This window comes from Erwinia sp. SLM-02 (assembly GCF_037450285.1).
GTDB lineage: Bacteria > Pseudomonadota > Gammaproteobacteria > Enterobacterales > Enterobacteriaceae > Erwinia.
The window spans coordinates 184450-208891 of sequence record NZ_JAQISN010000002.1 but is presented as its reverse complement, the minus strand read 5'-3'; the positions used below and the strand labels follow the sequence as shown (position 1 = coordinate 208891).

Here is a 24442-nt window from a genome sequence, read left to right as displayed (position 1 = left end):
AGGCGTTATGCGTGCGGGTTAATACTGATTCTCAAACCAGCTTTCTAAAATGATCACCGCCGAAAGTGAATCCACGCTGCCCTTGCTCAGCGCGCGGAAGCCACCGCGTTCAAACAGCTCGGCGCGTGCTTCGACGGTGCTGAGGCGCTCATCGTGCAGATCCACCTGTACGCCAAAGCGGCCGTGCAGGCGATTGGCAAACTTGCGCGCTCTGACGGTGAGCGGCTGTTCGGTACCGTCCATATTCAGCGGCAGGCCGACGACAACGCGGTCCGGCTGCCACTCTTTCAGCAGGGCTTCAATTTTGTTCCAGTCCGGGATGCCGTCCTGCGCTTTCAGCGCGGTCAGGGGCCGGGCCGTGCCGGTGAGCTGCTGCCCAATGGCGACGCCGATGCTTTTGGTACCGAAGTCAAACGCCAGTAGCGTCATTGTACTCATCAGGCGTGTCCCGCTTCGCTGGTCATTTTAAGAATATCGATGCCAATACTTTTGGCCGCTTCGCGCCAGCGTTCGGCAATCGGGGTGCGGAACAGGATATTGCTGTTGGCCGGAGCGGTCAGCCAGGCGTTTTCCAGCAGCTCGTCTTCAAGCTGGCCCTTTTCCCACGAGCAGTAGCCCAGCGCAACGAGCACCTGCTCCGGCTGCTCTGGCGTACCGAGGGTTTCCAGCACATCGCGTGAGGTGGTGATGATGGTGTTGTCGGAAACGCGAATGCTGGAGGCGAAAGTGGTCTGTGCCGAGTGCAGAATAAAGCCGCGATCCTCAGCCAGCGGACCGCCGGAAAAGACCGGCTTATCCAGTTTGATTTCGGGATCGCGCGGGGTCGGCATAATCTTTAGCTTTTGCAAAATGCCATCCACCGTCAGATTTTCCATCGGTTTATTGACGATAAGGCCCATTGCGCCGTCATCATTGTGCTCGCAGATGTAGACGACGGATCGCTTAAACAGAGGATCCTGTAACGCCGGCATGGCAATCAAAAAATGGTGCTGTAAATTCATACATTATTTTCTGTTATTGGATTAACCATCCGCTGCTGCTGTCGGATGGTTAATGGGTGAGCCGTGGGGCATCCTGCCCCGGCGTGGCGGTCAGGCCAGACGCTTTTCAATGGCATCCATCAGCATCCCGGTAATCGAAATGGGGAACGCTGACTCAATTTCACGAATGCAGGTTGGGCTGGTGACGTTAATTTCGGTGAGCTTGTCGCCGATAATATCCAGACCGACAAAAATCAGGCCTTTCTGCTTCAGGATTGGCCCAACGCGGCGGGCAATTTCCCAGTCGCTTTCCGTCAGCGGACGCGCTTCGCCGCGACCACCGGCAGCCAGGTTGCCGCGGGTTTCACCGGATTTAGGAATACGGGCCAGGCAGTAAGGCACCGGCTCGCCGTCCACCACCAGAACGCGCTTGTCGCCGTCTTTAATTGCCGGCAGGTAGTTCTGCGCCATGCAGTAGAAATTGCCGTGCTCGGTCAGCGTCTCGATAATTACCGACAGGTTCGGATCTTCTTTCTTGATGCGGAAAATCGATGCGCCGCCCATGCCGTCCAGCGGCTTGAGGATGATATCACCGTGCTGCTGCCAGAACTCGCGGATCTGGCTGGCGTTGCGGGTGACCAGCGTGTCCGGGGTCAGCTCGGCAAACCAGGCGGTAAACAGCTTCTCGTTGCAGTCGCGCAGGCTCTGCGGTTTATTCACGATCAGCGTGCCTTTCTCTTCCGCGCGCTCAAGGATATAGGTCGCGTAGATAAATTCGGTGTCGAACGGCGGATCTTTACGCATCAGCACCACGTTCAGGTCGGACAGGGCGATGTCCTGTTCGCTGCCGAACTCAAACCATTTGTCGTAGTTCTGCTCCACGCTCAGCAGACGGGTGCGCGCCCGGCCTTCACCGCCGCGCAGATAGAGATCGTTCATCTCCATGTAGTGAATTTCGTAACCACGGCGCTGTGCTTCCAGCAGCATCGCAAAGCTGCTGTCTTTTTTAATGTTGATGGAGGTGATCGGGTCCATCACGATGCCAAGCTTAATCATTCTTCTCTCCAGTGGTAGCTAACGTGCCGTGTCATAGTTTTCGGCCCTGCAGCGTAATTATCGCCGCAGGCTGGCCAGGATATCGGGTTCGGTACCGCCGATGTTAAGCACAACGGGCTTAGCCCAGATCGCCAAATCGAACCTGTAACGCGGTAATGGCCGTCAGGGCGGTTGTTTCGGTGCGCAGCACGCGCGGCCCTAACAGAATATCGGTAAAGCCATAGCCTGTCGTCATGCTGATTTCATCAGCGGAAAGACCGCCTTCCGGCCCGATCAGCAGGCGTACACTTTCAACCGGCAGCGGCAGCGTATTGATGCTGTGTTCCGCACGCGGATGAAGGTTCAGCTTCAGCCCGCTATCCTGCTCTGCGCACCAGGCTTCCAGGGTCATCGCATTGCGTACTTCAGGAACGCTGTTGCGACCACACTGTTCGCAGGCGGCAATGACAATTTTCTGCCACTGCTGAATTTTCTTTGCCAGCCGTTCAGCATCCAGCTTTACGCCACAGCGTTCAGAAAACAAGGGGGTAATGATATTTACGCCCAGCTCAACGGCTTTCTGAATGGTGAATTCCATCTTCTCGCCGCGCGACATCACCTGGCCAAGATGCAGATGCAGCGGGGATTCGCGGCTGTCCGCGCGGCTGTCGGTGATTTTAACGCGCACGCTCTTTTTATCTGCCTGAATAATCTCAGCAGAAAAAGTCAGATTAGTGCCATTAAAAAGCTCCACGGCCTGGCCCGGCCCCATACGCAGCACGCGGCCAACGTGGTTCGCCGCATCTTCACAAAGGGCGATTTCGCTTCCTGCCTGTAGCGGCTCGGGGTGATAAATGCGCGGTACTCGCATAGCAATCAGTGATCCTGTAAAAGTGGGAGCCTCGCGGTCCGGCTCCTGAATAACGGCTGTTGTGCAGTTTAGGTCAGTGATTTTACCGCTGGCAAGCCTGCTGTACATAGGGGTTGTGATTTCCCTGAACGCGGGCAATACGGTTATCACGCTCGCATTCCCACGCGCTGGCCGGATAAAGCTTGCTCCAGGCGGTCATCAGCTGCGTCTGCTGGCGGGACATCTGTAGCTGGTACCTGTCGCGCATATAGAACCAGGTGCGGGCAATGGCACCACGGGCGCGTGCAGGCGGCTCTGCCAGTTTGTTTTTGAAGTCGACCTTCATTGCACACTGGCCGTACTGCTGTTCGCCGCCGTTCCACTGGCCGTACATAAAGTTGCCGCGATCGCCGTTGACCTCACCGAGGGCGGGCTGCAGATTATGCAGATCGGTTTCCATCCGGCGATATTCATCATCTTTTGCGCAGTTTTTACGCCCGCCGTTCTGCCAGCACTGGCGCTGGTGACCAAAACTCCAGGCCGGAACCACGTGTTCCCACTCAATGCGTTCGGCCCGGTTGGTATTTTTGCGCACCTGATAGCCACAGGAGGCGAGGTCAGGAACGCCTTTCTTCCCCTGCCAGTTGATTTTACAACCGCAGTAGAAAGAACCCGGCGCGTCAGCGTTGATCTGTGCCGCATAGGCTTTCGCCTGACTGAAATTGTTTTGATGATAATTATCGAGGCTCAGCGCCTGGGAAGAAAAGACGGGAAGCAGCAGTGAAAAAGCCAGCGAGGCTAAAATTTTGCGAGACATATTCCAGAAATTCTGTAATCCGTGAGAAAGCCCGGAGAGTAACAGAAGTTCCAATAATAGCGAATAATTAGCTTATAAATTAACCTGATAGTGCCGGGTGTTTGCTGGATTTTCGCACGTTTAAGCGCTTTTGAATTCACCGGGCTGCAAAATGTCTCCGCAGTGCAGGCAGCGATATTCGCTGTCGCCGCGAACCACGCGATTATGTCGCCGGATGGTGAGCTGATGCTGCTGACAGCGGCAGCGATAGGGGAAAGCCTGGCTGCGCACGGAAGCGATAGCGAACTGATGCGTGCGGCGGGCCGGAACCTCCAGTACGCTCTCCATCATCCATTTCCACTCTTTGCCGTGGGGGGCCACGCGGCCAAAATGCTTCCAGACCAGCAAATGCGCCAGCTCATGTGGAACCACTTCATCAATAAACGCCTGCTGATTTTCCAGCAGCAGCACCGGATTCAGGCGAATTTCCCAGCTTTGCAGCCAGGCTGTCCCTGCCGCCGTGCCGCGCTGCTGATAAACCAGCTGAGGTTCGGGATAGTCGCGTTCCAGACGCTGATTGGCCAGCCGCAGTTTTTCACGCAGCGTGCGCATAACGGACTGCTGCAGGGCGATGGGAAGTCGTTGGGATTTCATAGTGCAGAGAATACGGTGGCGGGAAGAGAGAAGCAATAAGACGGCCGGATTGCTCCGGCCGTGGCGTTATCAATCGCGGGAACCGATATCACGCAGTTTTTTACCGCTCAGCAGATTGCGTTCGATGTGTTCCAGAGAAACGCCTTTGGTTTCCGGGATCAGGCACAGCGTCAGCACGATAAAGAACAGGTTGAGTGCGGCATACACCCAGAAGGTGTTGGCGTTACCCAGCGTATTCAGCATGGTCAGGAAGGTGGCCCCGACGATCATGTTGGCGATCCAGTTGGTGGTGGTCGAGACGGTGATGCCGAAATCGCGGCCTTTCAGCGGCTGAATTTCAGAACACAGTACCCAGATCAGTGGACCGGCGCTCATAGCAAAACCAACGATAAACATCAGCAGCATACCGATAGCGAAGTACTGCGCCGTCGGGGAGTTGATACCGATGTGCAGCATGGTGCCGAGAATACCCATGCCCAGCGCCATCACCATAAAGCCGAGGATGAGCGTTGGCTTACGGCCCCAGCGGTCCACCAGACCGATAGCGATAAACGTCGCCAGTACGTTAACCAGACCGACGATGACCGTACCCCACATCTGCTGCGTGGTGTTGGCAAAACCGGCAATTTCAAAGATTTTTGGCGCATAGTACATGATCACGTTCATGCCGGTGAACTGCTGCATCACCTGCAGCAGAATACCGAGCCACACCGCACGGCGGAAGTTGCTGTTGTCTTTAAACAGCTCCCAGCCGGACTGCTTGATCTTCAGGCTTTCGCGGATTTCATCCAGCTCACGTTTTGCCTGCTCGCTGGTATCGCGCAGGCGATCCAGCACGCGCTGGGCATCGCGGAAGTTGCCTTTCGCCGCCAGCCAGCGTGGGCTGTTCGGCAGAAAGAACACGCCCACCAGCAGCAGCAGTGCTGGGATGGTGATCACGCCGAGCATCCAGCGCCATTCGCCGCTGTAGCTGAAGGCGGTATCGGAGAGGTATGCGCCCAGAATACCGATGGTAATCATCAGCTGGTACAGCGAAATCATGCTGCCACGAATTTTTTCCGGGGCGATCTCAGACAGATACAGTGGCGCGGTGTAGGACGCCACGCCAACCGCCAGACCGAGCAGAACGCGGGCGACAATCAGCATTTCCGGATTAGGCGCAAAGGCAGACCAGAGCGAACCGATAACAAACAGCACCGCGCCGATCATCAGGCTTTTTTTACGGCCAAGATAAGACGACAGCCAGCCGCTGCCGATGGCACCAATGGCGGCACCAAACATCATAGAGCTGACGATCCACTCCTGCTGATGTGGGGTGACGTTAAAATCTTTCGAGATAAAGGGCAGGGCACCGGCGATCACGCCAATATCCAGGCCAAACAGCAGGCCGGCCAGAGCAGCAAGGAAACAGACGAACAGGGTCATAGCCTTGTTCGATGTTCTGCTGTGAGTTTTTTTTCCAGGCATGATGCCTCCATTAATGACTGCTTATTGTTGCTGTCAATGTTAGACAACCTGCTTCCATCAGACTGTGCGTTAGGTCACATCAGTGTAATCGGTTACACTTGTTGTGGTGGGTTAAAGCTTAGGCAGGGTGCATAAACCGGCCATTTAATCAGTATTTAACGATGTTTTGTCGTGTTTAGTCTCGCTGTGATTAATCTTTGCCAGATGTTTCTGAAAATATAATAATTTGTACATTTTAAGCAATCGGTTGATGTCTTAAATGTCAGAAATATAGGGTTTTTATTTGTGTAATCGGTACCAATTTAGCGTGTGGGATTACTTTTAGTCTGATTGGTTGTGTGGGTGTTAATTTTTGGTTGCGGGTTGCGGGTTGCGGGTTGCGGGTTGCGGGATGGGAACATTGCTGATGTGTGTTTGTTGCTATGGCGATGACGCTGGCTGGCTGGTCCCCCGCCCGGATGGTCCTCACGCCACGCTTTGCGTGGTGCCCTCCCTGCGTTCGTCAGCCTGCCGGACCGCCAAAGACGGGCCGTCCATGGCCCGACTTTGTCTTTCGGCCGCGTCCATGCGGCCGAATCCTGGCTTCCTCTCTTCGCTCAGCGCTGCGGATTATCCGGGCGGGGGACCAGCCAGCCTGCTGTGATGCTTCTGCAATGCATGTCAGATGCGATAGACAGCGAGCACGATGCTTGATGGAGGGGGCAGGTTGAAGTCCAGATATGTCTGAACGCAAGAGATAAACGTTCTGATAAAAGAAGCGTAGGTGATTTGAATCCCTGCGTTCACTCTGCATTCAGCGATGTGGATTGCCCGTTCGGTGAAACTGCCAGTCTGCGTGGTGATTGCATTGTTGTCTGTCAAAGGTACCTTTAGTGCGTTTTCTGATGTCAGCTGAAGGCTGCTTAAAACAGCTCATCGCTAAAGCTGATAGATGATCGTTTCTATAGATTATGGACAGGAAAATTCTGGAGCCCCCGCCATTTCAACCCACGAATAATGTTTTTTATAACCGCGATCCGGAAGAAAAAGGGGAACAGCCTCTGCGGCGGGTACCGGGCAATACGCAGCGCAAAGGCGTAGGCAGCAGGCCAGGAGACGCCAGCAGGGATGCTGGCGTCAGGCGAAGCCGGGCAGGACGCCCGTCTTCGCCGGTCCGGCAGGCCGGATGCTGAAGCCGAAGGCACCACGCGAAGCGTGGCGCGAGGACCGCCCGGTACCCGCCGCAGAGGCTGGGCACCTGCACAAACGATACAGCGAAGGCACCAAAAAGGATTTCAGGACCGCCCGGTACCCGCGGCAGAGGCTGGTCACCCGCAAAGGCACCAAAAATCGATATCAGGAACGCCCGGTTCCTGCAGCAGAGGCTGCTCACCCCCGCACAGGCCAAAAAAAACCGCCATCTACAAGACGGCGGCTTTATCTCACTGGAGGGCTAACCCGAAAGCACCCTCAGCGTAACGAAGAAAGACTTATTTCAGACCGGCAGCATCACGCAGCACGGCAGCTTTGTCGGTTTTTTCCCATGGGAAATGCTCACGACCAAAGTGACCGTATGCCGCGGTTTCGCGGTAGATCGGGTGCAGCAGATCCAGCATCTGAATCAGACCATATGGGCGCAGATCGAAGAACTCGCGCACCAGCAGCGTCAGCTGCTCGGTAGAGACTTTCTCAGTCCCGAACGTTTCCACCATGATTGAGGTTGGCTCTGCAACGCCGATAGCATAGGAAACCTGAATCTCACAGCGGTCGGCCAGGCCGGCAGCGACGATGTTTTTCGCTACGTAACGCGCCGCGTATGCCGCTGAACGGTCAACTTTTGATGGATCTTTACCGGAAAACGCACCGCCGCCGTGACGTGCCATGCCGCCGTAGGTATCAACGATGATTTTACGACCGGTCAGGCCACAGTCACCCATCGGGCCACCGATAACGAAACGGCCGGTCGGGTTGATGTGGTATTTGGTGCTGGCGTTGATCCACTCAGCGGGCAGAACCGGCTTGATGATCTCTTCCATCACCGCTTCCTGCAGGTCTTTCTGCGAGATGTCTTCAGAATGCTGAGTAGAAAGCACAACCGCATCGATACCGACAATTTTGCCGTCATCGTACTGGAAGGTGATCTGGCTTTTCGCATCCGGGCGCAGCCACGGCAGGCTGCCGCTTTTACGCACTTCTGACTGACGCTGAACCAGACGGTGCGCATAAGTCACCGGGGCGGGCATCAGTACGTCGGTTTCGTTAGTCGCATAGCCAAACATCAGGCCCTGGTCGCCGGCACCCTGCTCCAGCGGGTCGGTACGGTCAACGCCCTGGTTAATGTCAGGCGACTGTTTGCCAATTGCGCTCAGTACCGCGCAGGAGTTGGCATCAAAGCCCATATCGGAATGAACATAGCCGATATCGCGCACGGTTTGACGGGTGATCTCTTCGATATCAACCCATGCACTGGTGGTAATTTCACCACCAACCAGCACCATGCCGGTTTTTACATAGGTTTCGCAGGCCACGCGTGCTTTCGGATCCTGCTCGAGAATTGCATCGAGCACGGCATCGGAAATCTGGTCGGCGATTTTATCAGGATGTCCTTCTGATACGGACTCGGAAGTAAACAGGTGTTTAGCCATTATATTCTTTACCTTACTAATACGGGTTGAAGATCGACTGCATAGCGCAAAAACTGGAGATGAGCCTGAAATTCAGGGCATATATCTGTTCTTAGCGCCCCCCTCAGGCAAAGCCATGAGCAGTGAGTATCCTTTTCAGGGATATCGTCCCCGTAGTTACGGGGGTAAATCAAAGACGCTTAGAAGTTAACCAGTATAGATGGATTAACATCTGGATGGCTATTTTAGGTTACACGTTAAGCGGATTGCCAGCATTTTTTACCGGTGAGAGTTTTATCATTTGTAAAAAGTGGAAAATTATCCTGACAGATATCCCAACCGCCACATTTAGATTTTGCAATTTTAGTCACGTCGCTGTATAAAACGGCGCTGCCTTTAAGCATGTTTTGAGGCACGCAACTGACCCGCCAGCAATGAAAAAATACGCGCTGGCATTCACCCGCAGTTTTGGTTTTTCCACGCGCCGGTCGGTGTGTGTGGAGGTGACAACAGTAATGAACCACGGTGTTTCACTCGTTCAGTTACGCCATCCCGGCGTGTTCAATTTCCCCTCATGCGGTACGACTCCCTGTACAGTTCGCCGAAGTTTTGTGCGTGTTGGTAATAATCCCGACACCAGCGCCGGCTAATCTGCTTCTGACGTTGTGACCAGGTTCTCTCAGATTTACCTGAGAGTTGTCTCTATTGGTTTTTTGACCCGTTATACGGAGTCCGCGACGTGTTTTACGATGTTATACTTCAGAAACCGATTTTAGCGGCACTTCAGTCTGCCAGACTGAACACCCCGGTAATTGATGGATTATCGTCGCAGACGCATTCTGCGGCGGCTTGCTGTTTTGCACTACTACAATTTGAGGTTCGCAATGTCTGACGACATAAAGAATGTAATGGGTTCGTCAGCGGGCGAACAGGGTGTTCTCCGCTCCATGCAGGAGGTGGCTATGAGCGATCAAGAAGCCAGCAAAATGCTGCGTACTTACAATATTGCCTGGTGGGGTAATAACTACTATGACGTCAACGAACTGGGCCATATCAGCGTTTGCCCGGATCCGGATGTCCCTGAAGCGCGCGTTGACCTGGCGAAGCTGGTAAAAGAGCGCGAAGCCAACGGCCAGCGTTTACCGGCGCTGTTCTGCTTTCCCCAAATTCTGCAACATCGTCTGCGTTCCATTAACGCGGCGTTCAAGCGCGCGCGTGAGTCCTATGGCTATCGCGGCGACTACTTCCTGGTTTATCCGATTAAGGTAAACCAGCATAAGCGCGTCATTGAATCACTGATCAATTCCGGCGAACCGCTGGGGCTGGAAGCCGGCTCCAAGGCCGAACTGATGGCGGTACTGGCGCACGCGGGGATGACCCGTTCAGTGATCGTCTGTAACGGCTATAAAGACCGTGAATATATCCGCCTTGCGCTGATCGGCGAAAAGATGGGCCACAAGGTCTATCTGGTGCTGGAAAAAATGACCGAAGTTCAGCTGGTGCTGGAAGAGGCGGAACGCCTGAACGTGGTGCCGCGCCTCGGTATTCGTGCACGTCTGGCTTCACAGGGCTCCGGTAAGTGGCAGTCAAGCGGCGGTGAGAAATCGAAGTTTGGTCTGTCGGCGACCCAGGTGCTGAAGCTGGTGGAGATCATGCGTGAAGCGGGTCGGATGGAAAGCCTGCAGCTGCTGCACTTCCATCTGGGATCGCAGATGGCCAATATCCGTGATATTGCCACCGGCGTGCGCGAATCGGCACGTTTCTACGTTGAGCTGGCGAAGCTTGGCGTAAATATTCAGTGCTTTGACGTTGGCGGTGGTCTGGGCGTTGACTATGAAGGCACGCGCTCCCAGAGCGACTGCTCGGTGAACTACGGCCTGAACGAATACGCCAACAACGTTATCTGGGCGATTGGTGATGCCTGTGAAGAGCACAACCTGCCGCACCCGACGGTGATCACCGAGTCCGGTCGTGCGGTAACCGCGCACCATACCGTGCTGGTTTCCAATATCATCGGCGTGGAGCGCAACGAGTTCAGTACCCCGCAGCCGCCTGCCGAAGATGCCCCGCGTCCGATCGTCAGCATGTGGGATACCTGGCTGGAAATGCACGAGCCGAATAACCGTCGTTCGCTGCGCGAGTGGCTGCACGACAGCCAGATGGATCTGCACGATATCCATACCGGTTATTCGCAGGGAACCTACGATCTGACCCAGCGCGCCTGGGCGGAGCAGCTGTATCTCAGCATCTGTAACTATATTCAGCTGCATTTGGACCCGAGCAACCGTGCGCACCGTCCGATTATCGATGAGCTGCAGGAGCGGATGGCGGATAAGATTTACGTCAATTTCTCACTGTTCCAGTCAATGCCGGACGCGTGGGGTATCGATCAGCTGTTCCCGGTGATGCCGCTGGAAGGGCTGAACAAGGTGCCGGAGCGCCGTGCGGTGCTGCTGGATATCACCTGTGACTCGGACGGCACCATCGATCACTACGTGGACGGTGACGGTATTGCCACCACCATGCCGATGCCGCAGTACGACGTGGATAATCCACCGATGCTGGGCTTCTTTATGGTGGGGGCATATCAGGAGATCCTCGGCAACATGCACAACCTGTTCGGTGATACCGAAGCGGTGGACGTGTTTGCCTTCTCCGACGGCAGCGTGGAAGTTCAGCTGTCCGATGAAGGGGATACCGTGGCGGATATGCTGGAGTACGTGCAGCTGAATCCTGACGAGCTGCTGACGCATTTCCGCAATCAGATTAAAGAAAGCGATCTCGACGACGACCTGCGCGCGCAGTTCCTGGAAGAGTTCGAAGCGGGTCTGTACGGTTACACCTATTTAGAAGACGAGTAATTAAGACTGAAGACCGGGCGCGGGTATCGCGTCCGGTCTGAATTCTGGGCCTGTTGCTTGCAGGCCGTTCCTTCAACAGGATCTTATCCTGCCGCCTGCATTCCTGTTCAGTCAGGCTTATCGAGTCTGGCGTGAAATCATGACTTCTTATCGGTATTCAGCCTGTCTGACAGATCTTTTTTAAATTTCCCATCTGCTGACCAGGAAACAGAAAGGATATCTCGTGCAATTAAATCTGCCATGCAGGAGCGGGAAAGTTCGTCTTCGCTGTAGGTTTCGGCAATTTGTTTAATCAGTGGGATGCTCTCCTTTGACGTCAGGAGGTACTCTGCCAGCAGTTCGCTGATTTTATCATGAAATAAATTTGCTTTGTTCTGACCGTAAATATCACACATCACATCGATCATGGCTGCGACTTTATGATTGGGTCGATAGCTGATAGTGACATATTCACTGCTGTTGCTGGTGGCAAGACGTTCATTAATAACCTGAGAGAGTTTTTTCATTTTATTTTCTCACGCTGGAGGAAAGGATAGATTTAATATCATCATGTTCTTGTGAGTAAAAATTCTGCTGCTGATAATAGTTATTTTCTACCTGCCCGACCTGTCCATTGGGATCGATTTCGTACAGCCAGCTTTTATCAATGGCCAGGGAATCTTTAAGTTCAGGGTTACGTTTATCCGCTTCTGACGCCAGCAGGTAGCGGGTATCGAAATTTTCCACATCCTGATTGAAGAATTTATAAACCAGCGCTTCGATTGCGGCATTAACGACCTGAGAACGCGTATCGTCGGTCAGTACGGCAAGCTCATCCAGAACCGCCAGGTCAACCTTGTTTATTTTGATATTCAGTTTTGCTGGCGCATTTTTAGTCTGACCTAAAGAACCCGACCCAAAATGCTCTTCATTGATCGTAATGTTTTTCATTGTTGTTTTTTCTCTTTTTAACATCGAACGAATTATTATAGTAAGCCGTGACAAGCAGCTCATTCACTTCAACAACCGTGAGTCCACCGCGTCCTTTCAGCTTCTCCAGCTGCTGTAGCATGCCGGATAATCTGCTCATCATGACGGTAATCGTTTTTTTATCCAGAATGACTTTTTCACCATCGCCAGAATCTGAACCAAAATTAAGTGCGATATCAATTAAAGCCTGCTGGATGTGTCTCTCGCTCATTCGTTTGTAAGCATGTCGTGTCAGATTCATCGTGCCTCCAGGTGATGAAACGAGTATGAAGTCATTTCTGGCCTTCGTCAATAGTCATATTTTGACTATTTTATCCGGAGTTTGTTTTTTTAGGATGGAATGGGGCACGCGCTTCACACGCCTCCCCCTGAACATGCTAAAATCAGGGCATCATCTGGCGTGATGTTTCACGGACCAGCATCAAATCCCTTTCTCGTCGGGCCTAACGACGCGGCAGGGATTTTTTTTCATCTGTAGCGGGCGGTTAGCGCCGACTGAACAGTAAACTAAGGAGTCGTTATGCATAACACCCTGGGTAATCAGTACGATAACTCTCTGGTTTCAAACGCATTTGGATTTATGCGTTTCCCGGTTAACTTCCAGCCGTACGACAGCGACGCCGAGTGGGTGATCACCGGTGTGCCTTTCGATGCTGCGACCTCCGGCCGTCCGGGGAGCCGCCTGGGGCCGGGTGCTATTCGCCAGATTTCGACTAACCTGGCGTGGGAAGGGTGCCGCTGGCCGTGGGAATTTAATCTGCGTGAGCGCCTTAACGTCATTGACTGCGGCGATCTGGTTTACGCTTTCGGTGATTCGCAGGATCTGAGCGATAAACTGCAGGCGCACGCGGAAAAACTGCTGGCCAACGGCAAGCGCATGCTGACCTTTGGTGGCGATCACTATATCTCTCTGCCGCTGCTGCGCGCGCACGCGAAAACCTTCGGCAAGATGGCGCTGGTGCATTTCGATGCCCATACCGACACCTACGATAACGGTCCAACCTTTGACCACGGCACCATGTTCCATACCGCGCCGAAAGAAGGCCTGATCTCGCCGGAACATTCCGTGCAGATCGGTATCCGTACCGAGTTTGATAAGTCTCTGGGCTTTAACGTGCTGGATGCGGCGCAGGTTAACGATCGCAGCGTTGACGATATCCTTGCCCAGGTGAAGCAGATCGTTGGCGATCTGCCGATCTATCTGACCTTCGACATTGACTGCCTCGATCCGGCACACGCACCGGGGACCGGGACGCCGGTTATCGGTGGGCTGACCAGCGACAAAGCGACCAAGCTGATCCGCGGCCTGCAGGGAATGAACATCGTGGGGATGGACCTGGTTGAGGTTGCGCCTGGCTATGACCAGTCGGATATCACCGCACTGGCGGCGGCGACGCTGGCGTTAGATATGCTGCACGTTCAGGCGGCTAATAAAGGCTGATCCTGACAACGACTGCCGCACTATCGCGTGCGGCAGTCGTCATTTCTCACCGGGTTGAGCCGGGGGCCAACACCGTCAGAATGCGCTAAACGGATACTCGACGAAGGCGCGGATTTCATCACCTCCCACGTTGTAATCGCTGGCGTTACCGGATACCCGCAGCACGGAATAGCGCAGTTTCAGCGTCAGATCTTTCGCCGGGCCGTTTTGTACCTGGTACTGGACCTGATTAAACCATTCGTGTTCTTTGCCGTTGCTGGTTTCCGACGTTTTGATGTTATCCCCGCGAACGTAAGCGGTGGTCCAGCTCAGCCCCGGTAACCCCATCCCGGAAAAATCTAAGCCATAAGACGCCTGCCATGAGCGCTCGTCTTCACCATTAAAATCAGACCAGTATGAGTTGGCCAGCCAGATGGTGTTTCCCCCATCGCCTGTGCCATCCGCGTTGCGATATCCACCGTAGTGATAGCCGGTGCTGCCGCTGTTCTGCTGGTAAGCCAGTTTGAAGGTATGAACGTCCCAGATGTAACTGGTAGCCAGGCTCCAGATGGTGTTGCTGCGGCCGGTATCGAGTTTGCGGGCGTAGTCGGGATCCAGGCGCGAGTTATAGCCGTTGAAATCGACAACCAGGCGCTGGTCACCGCTGAACGGCTGGTTAAAGTTCATGCCCAGATACTGTTTATTCAGCACGTCTTTCACATCCGATGCGTAGACGGCACCGCTGAAACGATCGTTGAACTGATAGCTTGCGCCACCGAATGAAAGACTTTTTAAACCGCTGTTATGGCGGTCGTCGCTTTTCCGCTGCTCGTCGGTGAAATAACCGGCATTAATCTCCAGCCCGGTAATCTCTTTCGAGGTCAGCATTGTTCCGGTATAGCTTTCAAGCAGAAGGCGGGAGTTATCGGCATTAATGATCGGCAGCGCAGGGCGCTGATTGCCGTAGCTCAGCACGGTATTTGAGATGCGCATTTTGGCGGTGGCGCCAAATTTGGCCAGGTCCGGTTTAGCCCGGCCTCCGTCATTACCCTGCTTGAAAAAATCAATACCGCCGGCACCGCTGCGCCCCCGTCCACCGTCAAGACGCACGGCATATTGGGCAATGCCGTCAACACCGAAGCCAACCGGTCCCTGGGTGAAGCCTGACTCGAAGGTGGTGATAAAACCCTGACCCCATTCGGCCTTATCCTGCATCCCGTTGTGATAATCACGGCTGATATAGGCGTTGCGTAACAGCAGGTCTAAATGGCTGTCTTCAATAAGCCCTTTGCTGTCTGACTGCTGGCTGGCAACGGCAGGGATTGCCGCAAATAAGCTGAATGCAATTAATGATAATTCTTTTTTCACTTGAGGGAATTCTCTGGCTAATAAAATAAGATTGAAGGACTGCACAATCGATATTTACCGTATTGCTGAATGTTTGCAATCATTATGTGGCGGTTATATTCAGTGAGCCGAGCTTCGCAATATTTTCTGATGGCGGGATGCATAGGTGAATTGGAATAATTAACCTGGTGTGCTGTTTAATTATCAATTTATGCTTTTTTTATCATTGAATTGATAATTTTATAATAAATATTGTGCGTTAATTGCATCGCGCTTCACCGCGTTGCTGAGCGGGCGTTGCGCGATATCTTCCTCTGTTTTCGGCCACCTCCCTGTGGGCGCAGGCTGGCTTTCATACCGTTCATCGCTGTGGGTGCCCCGCGCAGGAGATCGCCCACGCGAGGGAAAACGATCAGCTTGCCCTGGCTTACTTAATACCGTCTGCAGCCATACGCTCGCGGATATGCTGTGCCCGCGCTTCCGAGGCCGGGTGATCGTCAAACATCGAGCTCTGGCGGCCCGCTTCCAGCTTCGCCAGCTTTTCAAAGCTGGTGGCTAGGCCTGCCGGATTAATGTTGCGCTTGCGCAGCAGATCGTAAGAGTAATCATCTGCTTCCGACTCCTGGCGCTGGGAGAACTGTGAATTCACCAGTTTCTCACCGATATCGCCCAGCTGAGACTGTGAGAGCGAAGCGGCAATGCCACCGGCAGACGCAGCGGCGGTGCGTGCGGCGGTCGTGGCGTAGGCCACCTGCATGGCTTTGCGCGAGTGGCCCAGGGCGACGTGACCCATTTCATGGCCGAGCACCGCCTCAACTTCATTGTCGGTCATCATGTCCATCAGGCCGCTGTAAACGCGGATGCAGCCGTTAGCCATCGCCCACGCGTTGACGTCTTTGGTGAGGTAAACTTTGTAGTTAGCCGGCGTGCCGTTGATGTTATCACCCAGTGCGGCAAAGATTTTGCTCAGGCGCTTCGCATAGGTGCTGCTGGCATCGGCGATCTGCGTGCTGCTGTCCATTTGCTGGCAGGATTTATCACTCAGCTCTTTCACCTGCGCATCGCTCAGCGTGGCGGCCTGAAACGCCTGCGCGCCGGACTGCATCAGTCCGTTACTGTCAAAGTTCTGACAGCCAGAAATAAGGGTTGCCAGCGCGAGGGCGGCATAAGAAATACGTTTCTTCATTCTGGTTCATCCATCATCAGTAACAAGGTAGTTAAATCATGAAGTTAGCGGGGGAAAGGGGAATTGATGACCCGCCAGATAGTTGAGTTATAGTCTCTGCCGCCGTCTTTGCCTAGTCGGGAGATTCCCAAAGTGCAACTTATGTGATTATTTTTACATCCTGCGGCATGTACATGTTACCCATATTTCATGTACATTGATGGGCGACTTTCCTTCGGCTTTGCCTGATAACTCATTAATTACAATAGGTTAAGTACGGCGAAGCGTTAAATCCGACCTGGAGTAGAAAATGTCTTCTCGTAAAGAGCTTGCCAACGCCATTCGCGCATTAAGTATGGATGCGGTTCAGAAAGCCAAATCCGGCCACCCGGGTGCCCCAATGGGTATGGCGGACATCGCTGAAGTGCTGTGGCGCGATTTCCTGAACCACAACCCGTCTAACCCGCTGTGGGCCGATCGTGACCGCTTCGTGCTTTCCAACGGCCACGGCTCAATGCTGATTTACAGCCTGCTGCACCTCACCGGCTACGATCTGCCAATCAGCGAGCTGGCTAACTTCCGTCAGCTGCATTCCAAAACCCCAGGTCATCCAGAGTACGGTTACACCGCAGGCGTAGAAACCACCACCGGTCCACTGGGCCAGGGTATTGCTAACGCCGTTGGTTTCGCGATTGCCGAGCGCACGCTGGCCGCACAGTTCAACCGCCCGGGCCACGACGTTGTTGACCATAACACCTACGTGTTCATGGGTGATGGCTGCATGATGGAAGGTATCTCCCACGAAGTGTGCTCGCTGGCGGGTACCCTGAAGCTGGGTAAACTGGTCGCGTTCTACGATGACAACGGTATCTCTATCGATGGTCATATTGAAGGCTGGTTCACCGACGACACCGCGAAGCGCTTTGAGTCTTACGGCTGGCACGTGGTGCGCGGCATCGACGGCCACGACGCGGATGCGATCAAAAAGGCAGTAGAAGAAGCGAAAGCGGTGACCGACAAGCCTTCACTGCTGATGTGCAAAACCATCATCGGCTTCGGCTCACCGAACAAAGCCGGTACGCACGATTCCCACGGCGCGCCGCTGGGCGATGCTGAAATCGAACTGACCCGTAAGCAGCTGGGCTGGACCCACGCGCCGTTCGAAATTCCACAGGACATTTATGCCCAGTGGGATGCGAAAGAAGCAGGCCAGGCGAAAGAATCCGCATGGGATGAGAAATTTGCCGCCTATGCGAAAGCCTTCCCAGAGCTGGCGACCGAGTTCAAACGCCGCGTAAGCAACGAGCTGCCGGCTAACTGGGCAGAAGAGTCGCAGAAATTTGTTGAGCAGCTGCAGGCTAATCCGGCGAAAATCGCCAGCCGTAAAGCGTCTCAGAATGCGATCGAAGCGTTCGGTAAACTGCTGCCGGAATACCTGGGCGGCTCCGCTGACCTGGCACCAAGCAACCTGACCATGTGGTCCGGTTCTAAGCCAATCAACGAAGATGCAGCGGGTAACTACATCCATTACGGCGTGCGCGAATTCGGTATGACCGCGATCGCTAACGGTATCACCCTGCACGGTGGCTTCCTGCCTTACACCGCGACCTTCCTGATGTTTGTGGAATACGCACGTAACGCAGTGCGTATGGCTGCCCTGATGAAAATTCGTCAGGTGCTGGTTTACACCCACGACTCTATCGGTCTGGGCGAAGATGGCCCGACTCACCAGCCTGTTGAGCAGCTGGCCAGCCTGCGCGTTACACCAAACGTCAGCGCATGGCGTCCATGTGACCAGGTTGAATCAGCCGTGGCCTGGAAATACGGTATCGAGCGTCACGACGGTCCTACCGCGCTGATCCTCTCCCGCCAGAACCTGGCACAGCAGGAGCGTACGCCTGAGCAACTGGCTAACATCGCTCGCGGCGGTTACGTGCTGAAAGACAGCGCGGGCACCCCTGATGTGATCCTGATTGCGACCGGTTCTGAAGTTGAGCTGGCGGTTGGCGCATTCGACAAACTGACTGCGGAAGGCCACAAGGTTCGCGTTGTGTCTATGCCGTCTACCGACGCCTTCGACAAGCAGGACGCAGCCTACCGCGAGTCCGTGCTGCCGAAAGCCGTCAGTGCACGCGTGGCGATTGAAGCGGGTATCGCGGACTACTGGTTCAAGTATACCGGCCTGAACGGCGCTATCGTCGGTATGACCAGCTTCGGTGAGTCTGCACCGGCTGAGCAGCTGTTCGATCTGTTTGGCTTCACCGTGGATAACGTGGTCGCTAAAGCGAAAGGCCTGCTGTAATCCTTCGCAACCGGCTCCTCTGCGGGCCGGTTATACGATAAAGCACCGCCCTGCGGTGCTTTTTTTGTTTCCCGGTCGTCAACGGTGGAGTTCGATTTCGTCAAGCTCCCGTCCCGGCTCCTTTCAGCAATTCGCGACGTAAAATTCCAGCTTTATCTGAATCCCGATCCGGCATGGTAATTCCCCTACCAACGATAAGGTTATCAGGGCATGGGATCTCAGGCTGAGCGGCTAATCCGTAGGGGGTTAACCCACGGGCGTATTCGTTTAAATTTTCAGCGCTCTTTCCGACTTGCAGGCGAAAATTACGCCAGAATGTGCCATTTTTTGCGTAATTTTGTGACGCAGATCGAAAGTTAAGCGCCGCAATTGATCCCGGTCATTCCTATTATTCCTGACTTCTATTATTCTAGCTGAAGCGTTTCAGTTTGATTGTCGTCGCGCAGGCAGCCACCGGCCAGCTCTCGGGATGACACAAGAATTTCCTGTACAAATCGCGGCGTCTGGCTCAGGCTAATCGTCCGATTTCATAGAGAATTCTGATGCAGGAGTAATATGACGGTTCGCATTGCCATTAACGGATTCGGTCGCATCGGGCGCAACGTTTTGCGTGCGCTGTACGAAACCGGACGTCGTGCTGAAATTACGGTGGTTGCCATCAATGAGCTGGCGGATGCCGCGGGGATGGCCCATCTGTTGAAATACGACACCAGCCATGGCCGCTTTGCCTGGGATGTACGCCAGGAGCGCGATCTGCTGTCGGTTGGCGATGATACGATCCGCCTGCTGCATCACGCCGATATTGACTCTCTGCCGTGGCGTGAGCTGAATGTGGATATCGTGCTGGACTGTACCGGCGTCTACGGCAGCCGTGCCGATGGTGAAGCCCATCTGCAGGCCGGTGCAAAGAAGGTGCTGTTCTCTCATCCGGGAGGCAACGATCTGGATGCCACGGTCGTTTTCGGTGTGAATGAGCAAGAGCTGCTGCCGGAACACCTGCTGGTATCGAATGCGTCCTGCACGACTAACTGTATTATTCCGATTATCAAACTGCTGGATGATGCGTGGGGGATAGAGTCGGGTACGGTGACCACCATCCACTCCGCTATGCACGATCAGCAGGTGATTGATGCCTATCATCCCGATTTGCGTCGCACCCGTGCGGCCAGCCAGTCGATTATTCCGGTTGATACGCGTCTGGCCGCGGGCATCACCCGCATTTTTCCGAAATTTAATGACCGTTTCGAAGCGATTGCCGTCCGCGTGCCAACGATTAACGTGACGGCGATTGACCTCAGCGTCAGCGTGCGGGATGCGGTAAAGGCCTGCGAGGTCAACGCCCTGCTGCAAAGTGCGTCAGAAGGGGCTTTTAGTGGTATAGTTGACTACACGGAATTACCGTTAGTCTCTATTGATTTTAATCACGACCCGCACAGTGCCATCGTTGACGGTACGCAGACGCGGGTCAGTGGCCAGCACCTGATTAAGACCTTAGTCTGGTGTGATAACGAATGGGGCTTTGCTAACAGAATGATCGACACCACGTTAGCGATGGCCGATATCGGTTTCAGTCAGGACGCGGCTGCGTCTGTAAAACTTTGAGAATCAACGAGAGGGTTCACCATGTCTGTAATTAAGATGACCGATCTGGATCTTGCTGGTAAACGTGTTCTGATCCGTGCCGATCTGAACGTGCCGGTAAAAGAAGGGAAAGTGACGTCGGATGCACGTATCCGTGCTTCTCTGCCGACTATCGAAGCGGCTCTGAAGCAGGGCGCAAAAGTGATGGTTACCTCCCACCTGGGCCGTCCTGTTGAAGGTGAATACAACGAAGAGTTTTCTCTGCTGCCGGTTGTTAACTACCTGAAAGATAAACTGGGCGCGGACAACGTATCCCTGGCAAAAGATTACCTGGACGGCGTTGAGCTGGAAGCCGGCAAGCTGGTGGTGCTGGAAAACGTTCGCTTTAACAAAGGCGAGAAGAAAGACGACGAAGCCCTCTCTAAAAAATACGCCGCGCTGTGCGACATCTTCGTGATGGATGCCTTCGGCACCGCACACCGCGCTCAGGCCTCGACCCACGGCGTGGGCAAGTTTGCTCCGATTGCCTGTGCAGGCCCGCTGCTGTCCGCCGAGCTGGAAGCATTAGGTAAAGCCCTTTCTAACCCGGCGCGCCCAATGGTTGCCGTTGTGGGTGGCTCTAAAGTGTCCACCAAGTTTGACGTGCTGAACTCGCTGGTGAAAATTGCCGACACTGTGATCGTCGGTGGCGGTATCGCTAACACCTTCGTGGCTATCGACAACAACGTTGGTAAGTCTCTGTATGAGCCAGATTTCGTAGAAGCCGCGAAAAAGCTGCGCGACGAGTTCAAAATCCCGGTGCCTACCGATTCACGCGTGGGCACCGAGTTCTCTGAAACCGCCCCTTCAACCGTGAAGAAAGTGAGCGAAGTTCAGGACAACGAAGAGATCATGGACTTCGGCGACGAAACCGCACTGGCGATGGCTAAACTGCTGAAAGATGCCAAAACCATTCTGTGGAACGGCCCGGTTGGCGTGTTTGAGTTCCCGAACTTCCGTAAAGGTACTGAAATCGTTGCGAAAGCGATCGCAGACAGCGACGCATTCTCCATCGCTGGCGGTGGCGATACGCTGGCCGCTATCGACCTGTTCGGTATCGAAGATAAGATTTCCTATATCTCTACCGGCGGCGGTGCTTTCCTGGAATTCGTGGAAGGCAAAACCCTGCCAGCAGTCGCCATGCTGCAAGAACGTGCTAAGCAGTAATTAAACCTCGGGGCGGGGCCGCGTAAGGCCCCGCGTGAGAACAGAATCCTTTAATACGACCGAAGAAACAGGACAAGCTAACATGTCTAAAATTTTTGATTTCGTAAAACCAGGCGTTGTCACCGGTGATGACGTGCAGAAGATCTTCAAAGTAGCGAAAGAGAACAAATTCGCTCTGCCAGCCGTTAACTGCGTCGGTACCGACTCAATCAACGCCGTGCTGGAAGCTGCTGCAAAAGTAAAATCTCCGGTCATCGTTCAGTTCTCTAACGGCGGTGCTGCTTTTATCGCTGGTAAAGGCCTGAAGTCTGACAAGCCACAGGCTGCTGCAATCCTGGGTGCGATCGCAGGTGCTCACCACGTACATCTGATGGCAGAGCACTACGGCGTGCCGGTTATCCTGCATACCGACCACTGCGCGAAGAAACTGCTGCCGTGGATCGACGGTCTGCTGGACGCGGGTGAAGCTCACTTCGCCAAAACCGGTAAGCCACTGTTCTCTTCTCACATGATTGACCTGTCCGAAGAGTCTCTGGAAGAGAACATCGAGATCTCCAGCAAGTATCTGGCGCGCATGGCGAAACTCGACATGACTCTGGAAATCGAACTGGGTTGCACCGGCGGTGAAGAAGATGGCGTGGACAACAGCCATATGGACGCATCTGCTCTGTACACCCAGCCGGAAGACGTGGATTACGCCTACACCGAGCTGAGCAAAATCAGCCCGCGTTTCACCATCGCTGCCTCTTTCGGTAACGTACACGGCGTGTACAAGCCGGGCAACGTGAAGCTGACCCCAACTATCCTGCGTGACTCTCAGGATTACGTCAGCAAGAAACACAACCTGCCGCACAACTCCCTGGACTTCGTGTTCCACGGTGGTTCCGGTTCTTCAGCTGCTGAAATCGAAGAATCAATCGGCTACGGCGTGATCAAAATGAACATCGATACCGATACCCAGTGGGCAACTTGGGACGGTATTCTGCAGTTCTACAAAAAGAACGAAGACTATCTGCAGGGCCAGCTGGGTAACCCAAATGGCGTAGACAGCCCGAACAAGAAATACTACGACCCGCGCGTGTGGCTGCGTTCTGCCCAGGCGTCAATGGTTGTGCGTCTGGAGCAGGCTTTCAAAGAACTGAACGCAATCGACGTTCTGTAATTTGTCCGCTGTGCAAAAAAGGCCCGAAAGGGCCTTTTTTTATGCAACTTTCCCATAAATTCCAGCTGATTACGCCAGAAACCTGGCAGATTCGCGCGTGGTTGCTTACCCTTAGTGTTCAGGCTGCCGCCGGGCGGCAGAGTTTTGAACGCCTCTTTTGGGCAAACAACAGGATGGGAAAATGGAAGATTTGAACGTGGTCGGTGGTATCAGCAATGCGGGGAACTGGCTGGTGCGCAACCAGGCTCTGCTGCTGAGCTACGCGGTAAATATTGTGGCAGCGATAGCGATCATTATTATCGGGATGCTCGTTGCGCGTATTGTTTCCAATACTATCAATCGCCTGATGCGCGCCCGTCATCTTGATGCGACGGTAGCTGATTTCCTTTCTGCGCTGGTGCGTTACGGCATTATCGCCTTCACGCTGATTGCCGCGCTGGGACGCGTGGGTGTGCAGACCGCCTCGGTGATTGCCGTACTCGGTGCCGCCGGTCTGGCAATTGGCCTGGCGCTGCAGGGCTCGCTTTCTAACCTGGCGGCCGGCGTGCTGCTGGTGACCTTCCGCCCGTTCCGCACCGGTGAATTTATTGATATCGGCGTGATGGGAACGGTGCAGAACGTGCAGATTTTCTCTACCACCTTAAAAACCGCCGACGGCAAAATCGTCGTGGTGCCGAATGGTAAAATCATTGCCGGGAATATCACTAACTTCTCCCGCGAGCCGGAGCGCCGTAATGAGTTCATTATTGGCGTAGCCTACGATGCTGACGTTGAGGAAGTGATTACTCTGCTGCGCGGCATTGTTGAGGCAGAACCGCGCGTACTGCAGGATCGCGGCGTGCAGATTGGCCTGAACGAGATGGCCCCGTCGTCACTGAACTTCGTGGTGCGCTGCTGGAGCAAGGCCGGTGACCTGCAGCAGGTTTACTGGGATCTGATGAAGGAATTTAAAAACGCCCTGGATGCGAAAGAAATCGGCATCCCTTATCCGCAGATGGATGTTCACCTGCATCAGACCAAAGCGCCCGAAGTCGATCTGACTAAACCGGCGTAACCCGCCAGGCGATATGCCCTCTGCCCCTGCGGGCAGGGGGCTTTTTTTTGCCACAACGCCACGCAGCTGATTGCCCCCTGGAACGTGACGACCTCAATTGCGGCCTTACACCCTCATCCCGTTTTGTCATCCACCGTTACCGACCATTAGAGAAAATGATGGTTCATTAAATTATAATGTTATACCTAATGATGGCATCGCTATACACTTGCCGAAAATCGTGTGTAGATGAGGTCTTTCATTATGTTATCCGTTTATTTTCAGGGTGTTGCAATGGGCGCGGCGCTGATCCTGCCGCTGGGGCCGCAGAATGCGTTTGTGATGAATCAGGGCGTGCGCCGGCAGTATCATCTGATGACCGCCGCGCTCTGTACGCTCAGCGATATTCTGCTGATCTGCGGCGGTATTTTTGGCGGCAGTGCGCTGCTCAGCCAGTCGGTTCTGCTGCTGAATCTGGTGACCTGGGCGGGCGTGGCGTTCCTGCTGTGGTACGGCTGGGGGGCGCTGCGCACGGCCTTCAGCGGCGATGTGCAGCTGGCCGCCGCCGGGGCGATGAAGCAAAGCCGCTGGCGAATTATCGTTACCATGATTGCCGTGACCTGGCTTAATCCTCATGTTTACATCGATACCTTTGTGCTGCTGGGGAGCCTGGGAGGGCAGCTGCCGGAAGAGGCGCGCCGCTGGTTTGCCTTCGGTTCAATCAGTACCTCAATTGTCTGGTTCTTCGGGCTGGCGATGCTAGCCGCCTGGCTGGCTCCGGTGCTGAATACCCCGCGCGCGCAGAGGATTATCAATCTGCTGGTGGGTGGAGTGATGTGGGTGATTGCACTCAAGCTGGCGATGCAGGCAATGGATTTTTACTGATCTGAACTCACTTCCAGAATTCAGGTCATAGCGTGACGGGATACGGCGCTCTACACTGTATCGTGATGAACAAACGGAATATTACGCTGCCGCAGCAACCGGCTCCGGCAGCGTCCGATCCGATGC

The 24442-nt window shown here is 54.3% G+C and carries 22 protein-coding genes; 9 read left to right on the top strand and 13 right to left on the bottom strand.

All coding sequences use genetic code 11. The features are described 5' to 3' along the window. Positions 1-18: 18 nt before the first annotated feature. The 7 genes from ruvX to PGH32_RS14165 all read right to left on the bottom strand — a co-directional run bounded on the left by ruvX (position 19) and on the right by PGH32_RS14165 (position 5782). Complete coding sequence (gene ruvX / locus PGH32_RS14195; protein WP_123331151.1) at positions 19-438, bottom strand: Holliday junction resolvase RuvX; 420 nt, start codon at positions 436-438, stop codon at positions 19-21. After that, on the bottom strand, positions 438-1001 hold the full coding sequence (locus PGH32_RS14190; protein ID WP_314426252.1) for a YqgE/AlgH family protein: 564 nt from the start codon (positions 999-1001) through the stop codon (positions 438-440). Before PGH32_RS14190 ends, ruvX begins: the two co-directional genes overlap by 1 nt. A gap of 90 nt (positions 1002-1091) precedes the next feature. Further along, positions 1092-2036 carry a glutathione synthase gene (gene gshB / locus PGH32_RS14185; RefSeq protein ID WP_314426255.1) on the bottom strand — a complete coding sequence of 315 codons (945 nt, stop codon included), beginning with the start codon at positions 2034-2036 and terminating at the stop codon, positions 1092-1094. 118 nt (positions 2037-2154) lie between these two features. Beyond that, complete coding sequence (gene rsmE / locus PGH32_RS14180) at positions 2155-2886, bottom strand: 16S rRNA (uracil(1498)-N(3))-methyltransferase (protein WP_337894362.1); 732 nt, start codon at positions 2884-2886, stop codon at positions 2155-2157. 82 nt (positions 2887-2968) lie between these two features. Next, complete coding sequence (gene endA / locus PGH32_RS14175) at positions 2969-3682, bottom strand: deoxyribonuclease I (protein WP_337894361.1); 714 nt, start codon at positions 3680-3682, stop codon at positions 2969-2971. 120 nt (positions 3683-3802) lie between these two features. After that, positions 3803-4315 carry a SprT family zinc-dependent metalloprotease gene (locus PGH32_RS14170; protein ID WP_314426262.1) on the bottom strand — a complete coding sequence of 171 codons (513 nt, stop codon included), beginning with the start codon at positions 4313-4315 and terminating at the stop codon, positions 3803-3805. A gap of 69 nt (positions 4316-4384) precedes the next feature. Then, on the bottom strand, positions 4385-5782 hold the full coding sequence (locus tag PGH32_RS14165; protein WP_314426265.1) for a sugar porter family MFS transporter: 1398 nt from the start codon (positions 5780-5782) through the stop codon (positions 4385-4387). A 391-nt stretch (positions 5783-6173) separates the two neighbouring features. Between PGH32_RS14165 and PGH32_RS14160 the strand changes: the two genes are divergently transcribed. Next, positions 6174-6425, top strand: a complete 252-nt coding sequence (locus PGH32_RS14160) for a hypothetical protein (protein WP_337894360.1) — start codon at positions 6174-6176, stop codon at positions 6423-6425. An 826-nt stretch (positions 6426-7251) separates the two neighbouring features. Here the strand turns inward: PGH32_RS14160 and metK are convergent. Continuing rightward, positions 7252-8406 carry a methionine adenosyltransferase gene (metK, locus tag PGH32_RS14155; protein WP_123331139.1) on the bottom strand — a complete coding sequence of 385 codons (1155 nt, stop codon included), beginning with the start codon at positions 8404-8406 and terminating at the stop codon, positions 7252-7254. A gap of 863 nt (positions 8407-9269) precedes the next feature. Between metK and speA the strand changes: the two genes are divergently transcribed. Then, on the top strand, positions 9270-11246 hold the full coding sequence (gene speA, locus PGH32_RS14150; RefSeq protein ID WP_314426268.1) for a biosynthetic arginine decarboxylase: 1977 nt from the start codon (positions 9270-9272) through the stop codon (positions 11244-11246). A gap of 137 nt (positions 11247-11383) precedes the next feature. Here the strand turns inward: speA and PGH32_RS14145 are convergent, their stop codons facing one another. The 3 genes from PGH32_RS14145 to PGH32_RS14135 are packed head-to-tail and all read right to left on the bottom strand — an operon-like array spanning position 11384 to position 12456. Then, positions 11384-11752, bottom strand: coding sequence for a hypothetical protein (locus PGH32_RS14145; protein WP_314426271.1), 369 nt, complete (start codon positions 11750-11752; stop codon positions 11384-11386). A 1-nt stretch (position 11753) separates the two neighbouring features. Then, positions 11754-12176, bottom strand: a complete 423-nt coding sequence (locus PGH32_RS14140; protein ID WP_314426273.1) for a hypothetical protein — start codon at positions 12174-12176, stop codon at positions 11754-11756. After that, positions 12154-12456, bottom strand: coding sequence for a DUF4258 domain-containing protein (locus tag PGH32_RS14135; RefSeq protein WP_337894359.1), 303 nt, complete (start codon positions 12454-12456; stop codon positions 12154-12156). The genes PGH32_RS14140 and PGH32_RS14135 overlap by 23 nt, the downstream gene beginning before the upstream one ends. A 279-nt stretch (positions 12457-12735) precedes the next feature. Here PGH32_RS14135 and speB point away from each other — a divergent pair, with 279 nt between their 5' ends. Further along, complete coding sequence (gene speB / locus PGH32_RS14130) at positions 12736-13656, top strand: agmatinase (RefSeq protein ID WP_123331133.1); 921 nt, start codon at positions 12736-12738, stop codon at positions 13654-13656. Between the two features lie 75 nt (positions 13657-13731). Here the strand turns inward: speB and PGH32_RS14125 are convergent, their stop codons facing one another. Further along, positions 13732-15003: an OprD family outer membrane porin gene (locus tag PGH32_RS14125; protein WP_337894358.1), complete on the bottom strand. Its 1272-nt coding sequence runs from the start codon at positions 15001-15003 to the stop codon at positions 13732-13734. A 406-nt stretch (positions 15004-15409) separates the two neighbouring features. Beyond that, entirely contained in the window at positions 15410-16168 is a 759-nt protein-coding gene (locus tag PGH32_RS14120; protein WP_337894357.1) for a M48 family metallopeptidase, read from the bottom strand. 289 nt (positions 16169-16457) lie between these two features. Here PGH32_RS14120 and tkt point away from each other — a divergent pair, with 289 nt between their 5' ends. The 6 genes from tkt to argO all read left to right on the top strand — a co-directional run bounded on the left by tkt (position 16458) and on the right by argO (position 24316). Continuing rightward, positions 16458-18449, top strand: coding sequence for a transketolase (gene tkt, locus PGH32_RS14115; RefSeq protein ID WP_314426284.1), 1992 nt, complete (start codon positions 16458-16460; stop codon positions 18447-18449). Between the two features lie 555 nt (positions 18450-19004). Continuing rightward, positions 19005-20051, top strand: a complete 1047-nt coding sequence (gene epd, locus PGH32_RS14110; protein WP_314426286.1) for an erythrose-4-phosphate dehydrogenase — start codon at positions 19005-19007, stop codon at positions 20049-20051. Between the two features lie 21 nt (positions 20052-20072). Beyond that, a complete protein-coding gene (pgk, locus tag PGH32_RS14105) occupies positions 20073-21236 on the top strand; it encodes a phosphoglycerate kinase (protein ID WP_337894356.1) in 1164 nt (387 codons plus the stop codon). A gap of 82 nt (positions 21237-21318) precedes the next feature. Continuing rightward, positions 21319-22398, top strand: a complete 1080-nt coding sequence (fbaA, locus tag PGH32_RS14100; protein WP_123331122.1) for a class II fructose-bisphosphate aldolase — start codon at positions 21319-21321, stop codon at positions 22396-22398. A 181-nt stretch (positions 22399-22579) separates the two neighbouring features. Further along, entirely contained in the window at positions 22580-23452 is an 873-nt protein-coding gene (gene mscS / locus PGH32_RS14095; RefSeq protein WP_337894355.1) for a small-conductance mechanosensitive channel MscS, read from the top strand. Positions 23453-23695: 243 nt separating this feature from the next. Next, positions 23696-24316, top strand: a complete 621-nt coding sequence (gene argO, locus PGH32_RS14090; protein WP_314426294.1) for an arginine exporter ArgO — start codon at positions 23696-23698, stop codon at positions 24314-24316. Positions 24317-24442: the final 126 nt, after the last annotated feature.

Excerpts from the sequence above, each read along its gene's own strand:
- ruvX (WP_123331151.1), bottom strand. The coding sequence starts at position 438 with ATGAGTACAATGACGCTACTGGCGTTTGACTTCGGTACCAAAAGCATC.
- PGH32_RS14190 (WP_314426252.1), bottom strand. The coding sequence starts at position 1,001 with ATGAATTTACAGCACCATTTTTTGATTGCCATGCCGGCGTTACAGGAT.
- gshB (WP_314426255.1), bottom strand. The coding sequence starts at position 2,036 with ATGATTAAGCTTGGCATCGTGATGGACCCGATCACCTCCATCAACATT.
- rsmE (WP_337894362.1), bottom strand. The coding sequence starts at position 2,886 with ATGCGAGTACCGCGCATTTATCACCCCGAGCCGCTACAGGCAGGAAGC.
- endA (WP_337894361.1), bottom strand. The coding sequence starts at position 3,682 with ATGTCTCGCAAAATTTTAGCCTCGCTGGCTTTTTCACTGCTGCTTCCC.
- PGH32_RS14170 (WP_314426262.1), bottom strand. The coding sequence starts at position 4,315 with ATGAAATCCCAACGACTTCCCATCGCCCTGCAGCAGTCCGTTATGCGC.
- PGH32_RS14165 (WP_314426265.1), bottom strand. The coding sequence starts at position 5,782 with ATGCCTGGAAAAAAAACTCACAGCAGAACATCGAACAAGGCTATGACC.
- PGH32_RS14160 (WP_337894360.1), top strand. The coding sequence starts at position 6,174 with ATGGGAACATTGCTGATGTGTGTTTGTTGCTATGGCGATGACGCTGGC.
- metK (WP_123331139.1), bottom strand. The coding sequence starts at position 8,406 with ATGGCTAAACACCTGTTTACTTCCGAGTCCGTATCAGAAGGACATCCT.
- speA (WP_314426268.1), top strand. The coding sequence starts at position 9,270 with ATGTCTGACGACATAAAGAATGTAATGGGTTCGTCAGCGGGCGAACAG.
- PGH32_RS14145 (WP_314426271.1), bottom strand. The coding sequence starts at position 11,752 with ATGAAAAAACTCTCTCAGGTTATTAATGAACGTCTTGCCACCAGCAAC.
- PGH32_RS14140 (WP_314426273.1), bottom strand. The coding sequence starts at position 12,176 with ATGAAAAACATTACGATCAATGAAGAGCATTTTGGGTCGGGTTCTTTA.
- PGH32_RS14135 (WP_337894359.1), bottom strand. The coding sequence starts at position 12,456 with ATGAATCTGACACGACATGCTTACAAACGAATGAGCGAGAGACACATC.
- speB (WP_123331133.1), top strand. The coding sequence starts at position 12,736 with ATGCATAACACCCTGGGTAATCAGTACGATAACTCTCTGGTTTCAAAC.
- PGH32_RS14120 (WP_337894357.1), bottom strand. The coding sequence starts at position 16,168 with ATGAAGAAACGTATTTCTTATGCCGCCCTCGCGCTGGCAACCCTTATT.
- tkt (WP_314426284.1), top strand. The coding sequence starts at position 16,458 with ATGTCTTCTCGTAAAGAGCTTGCCAACGCCATTCGCGCATTAAGTATG.
- epd (WP_314426286.1), top strand. The coding sequence starts at position 19,005 with ATGACGGTTCGCATTGCCATTAACGGATTCGGTCGCATCGGGCGCAAC.
- pgk (WP_337894356.1), top strand. The coding sequence starts at position 20,073 with ATGTCTGTAATTAAGATGACCGATCTGGATCTTGCTGGTAAACGTGTT.
- fbaA (WP_123331122.1), top strand. The coding sequence starts at position 21,319 with ATGTCTAAAATTTTTGATTTCGTAAAACCAGGCGTTGTCACCGGTGAT.
- mscS (WP_337894355.1), top strand. The coding sequence starts at position 22,580 with ATGGAAGATTTGAACGTGGTCGGTGGTATCAGCAATGCGGGGAACTGG.
- argO (WP_314426294.1), top strand. The coding sequence starts at position 23,696 with ATGTTATCCGTTTATTTTCAGGGTGTTGCAATGGGCGCGGCGCTGATC.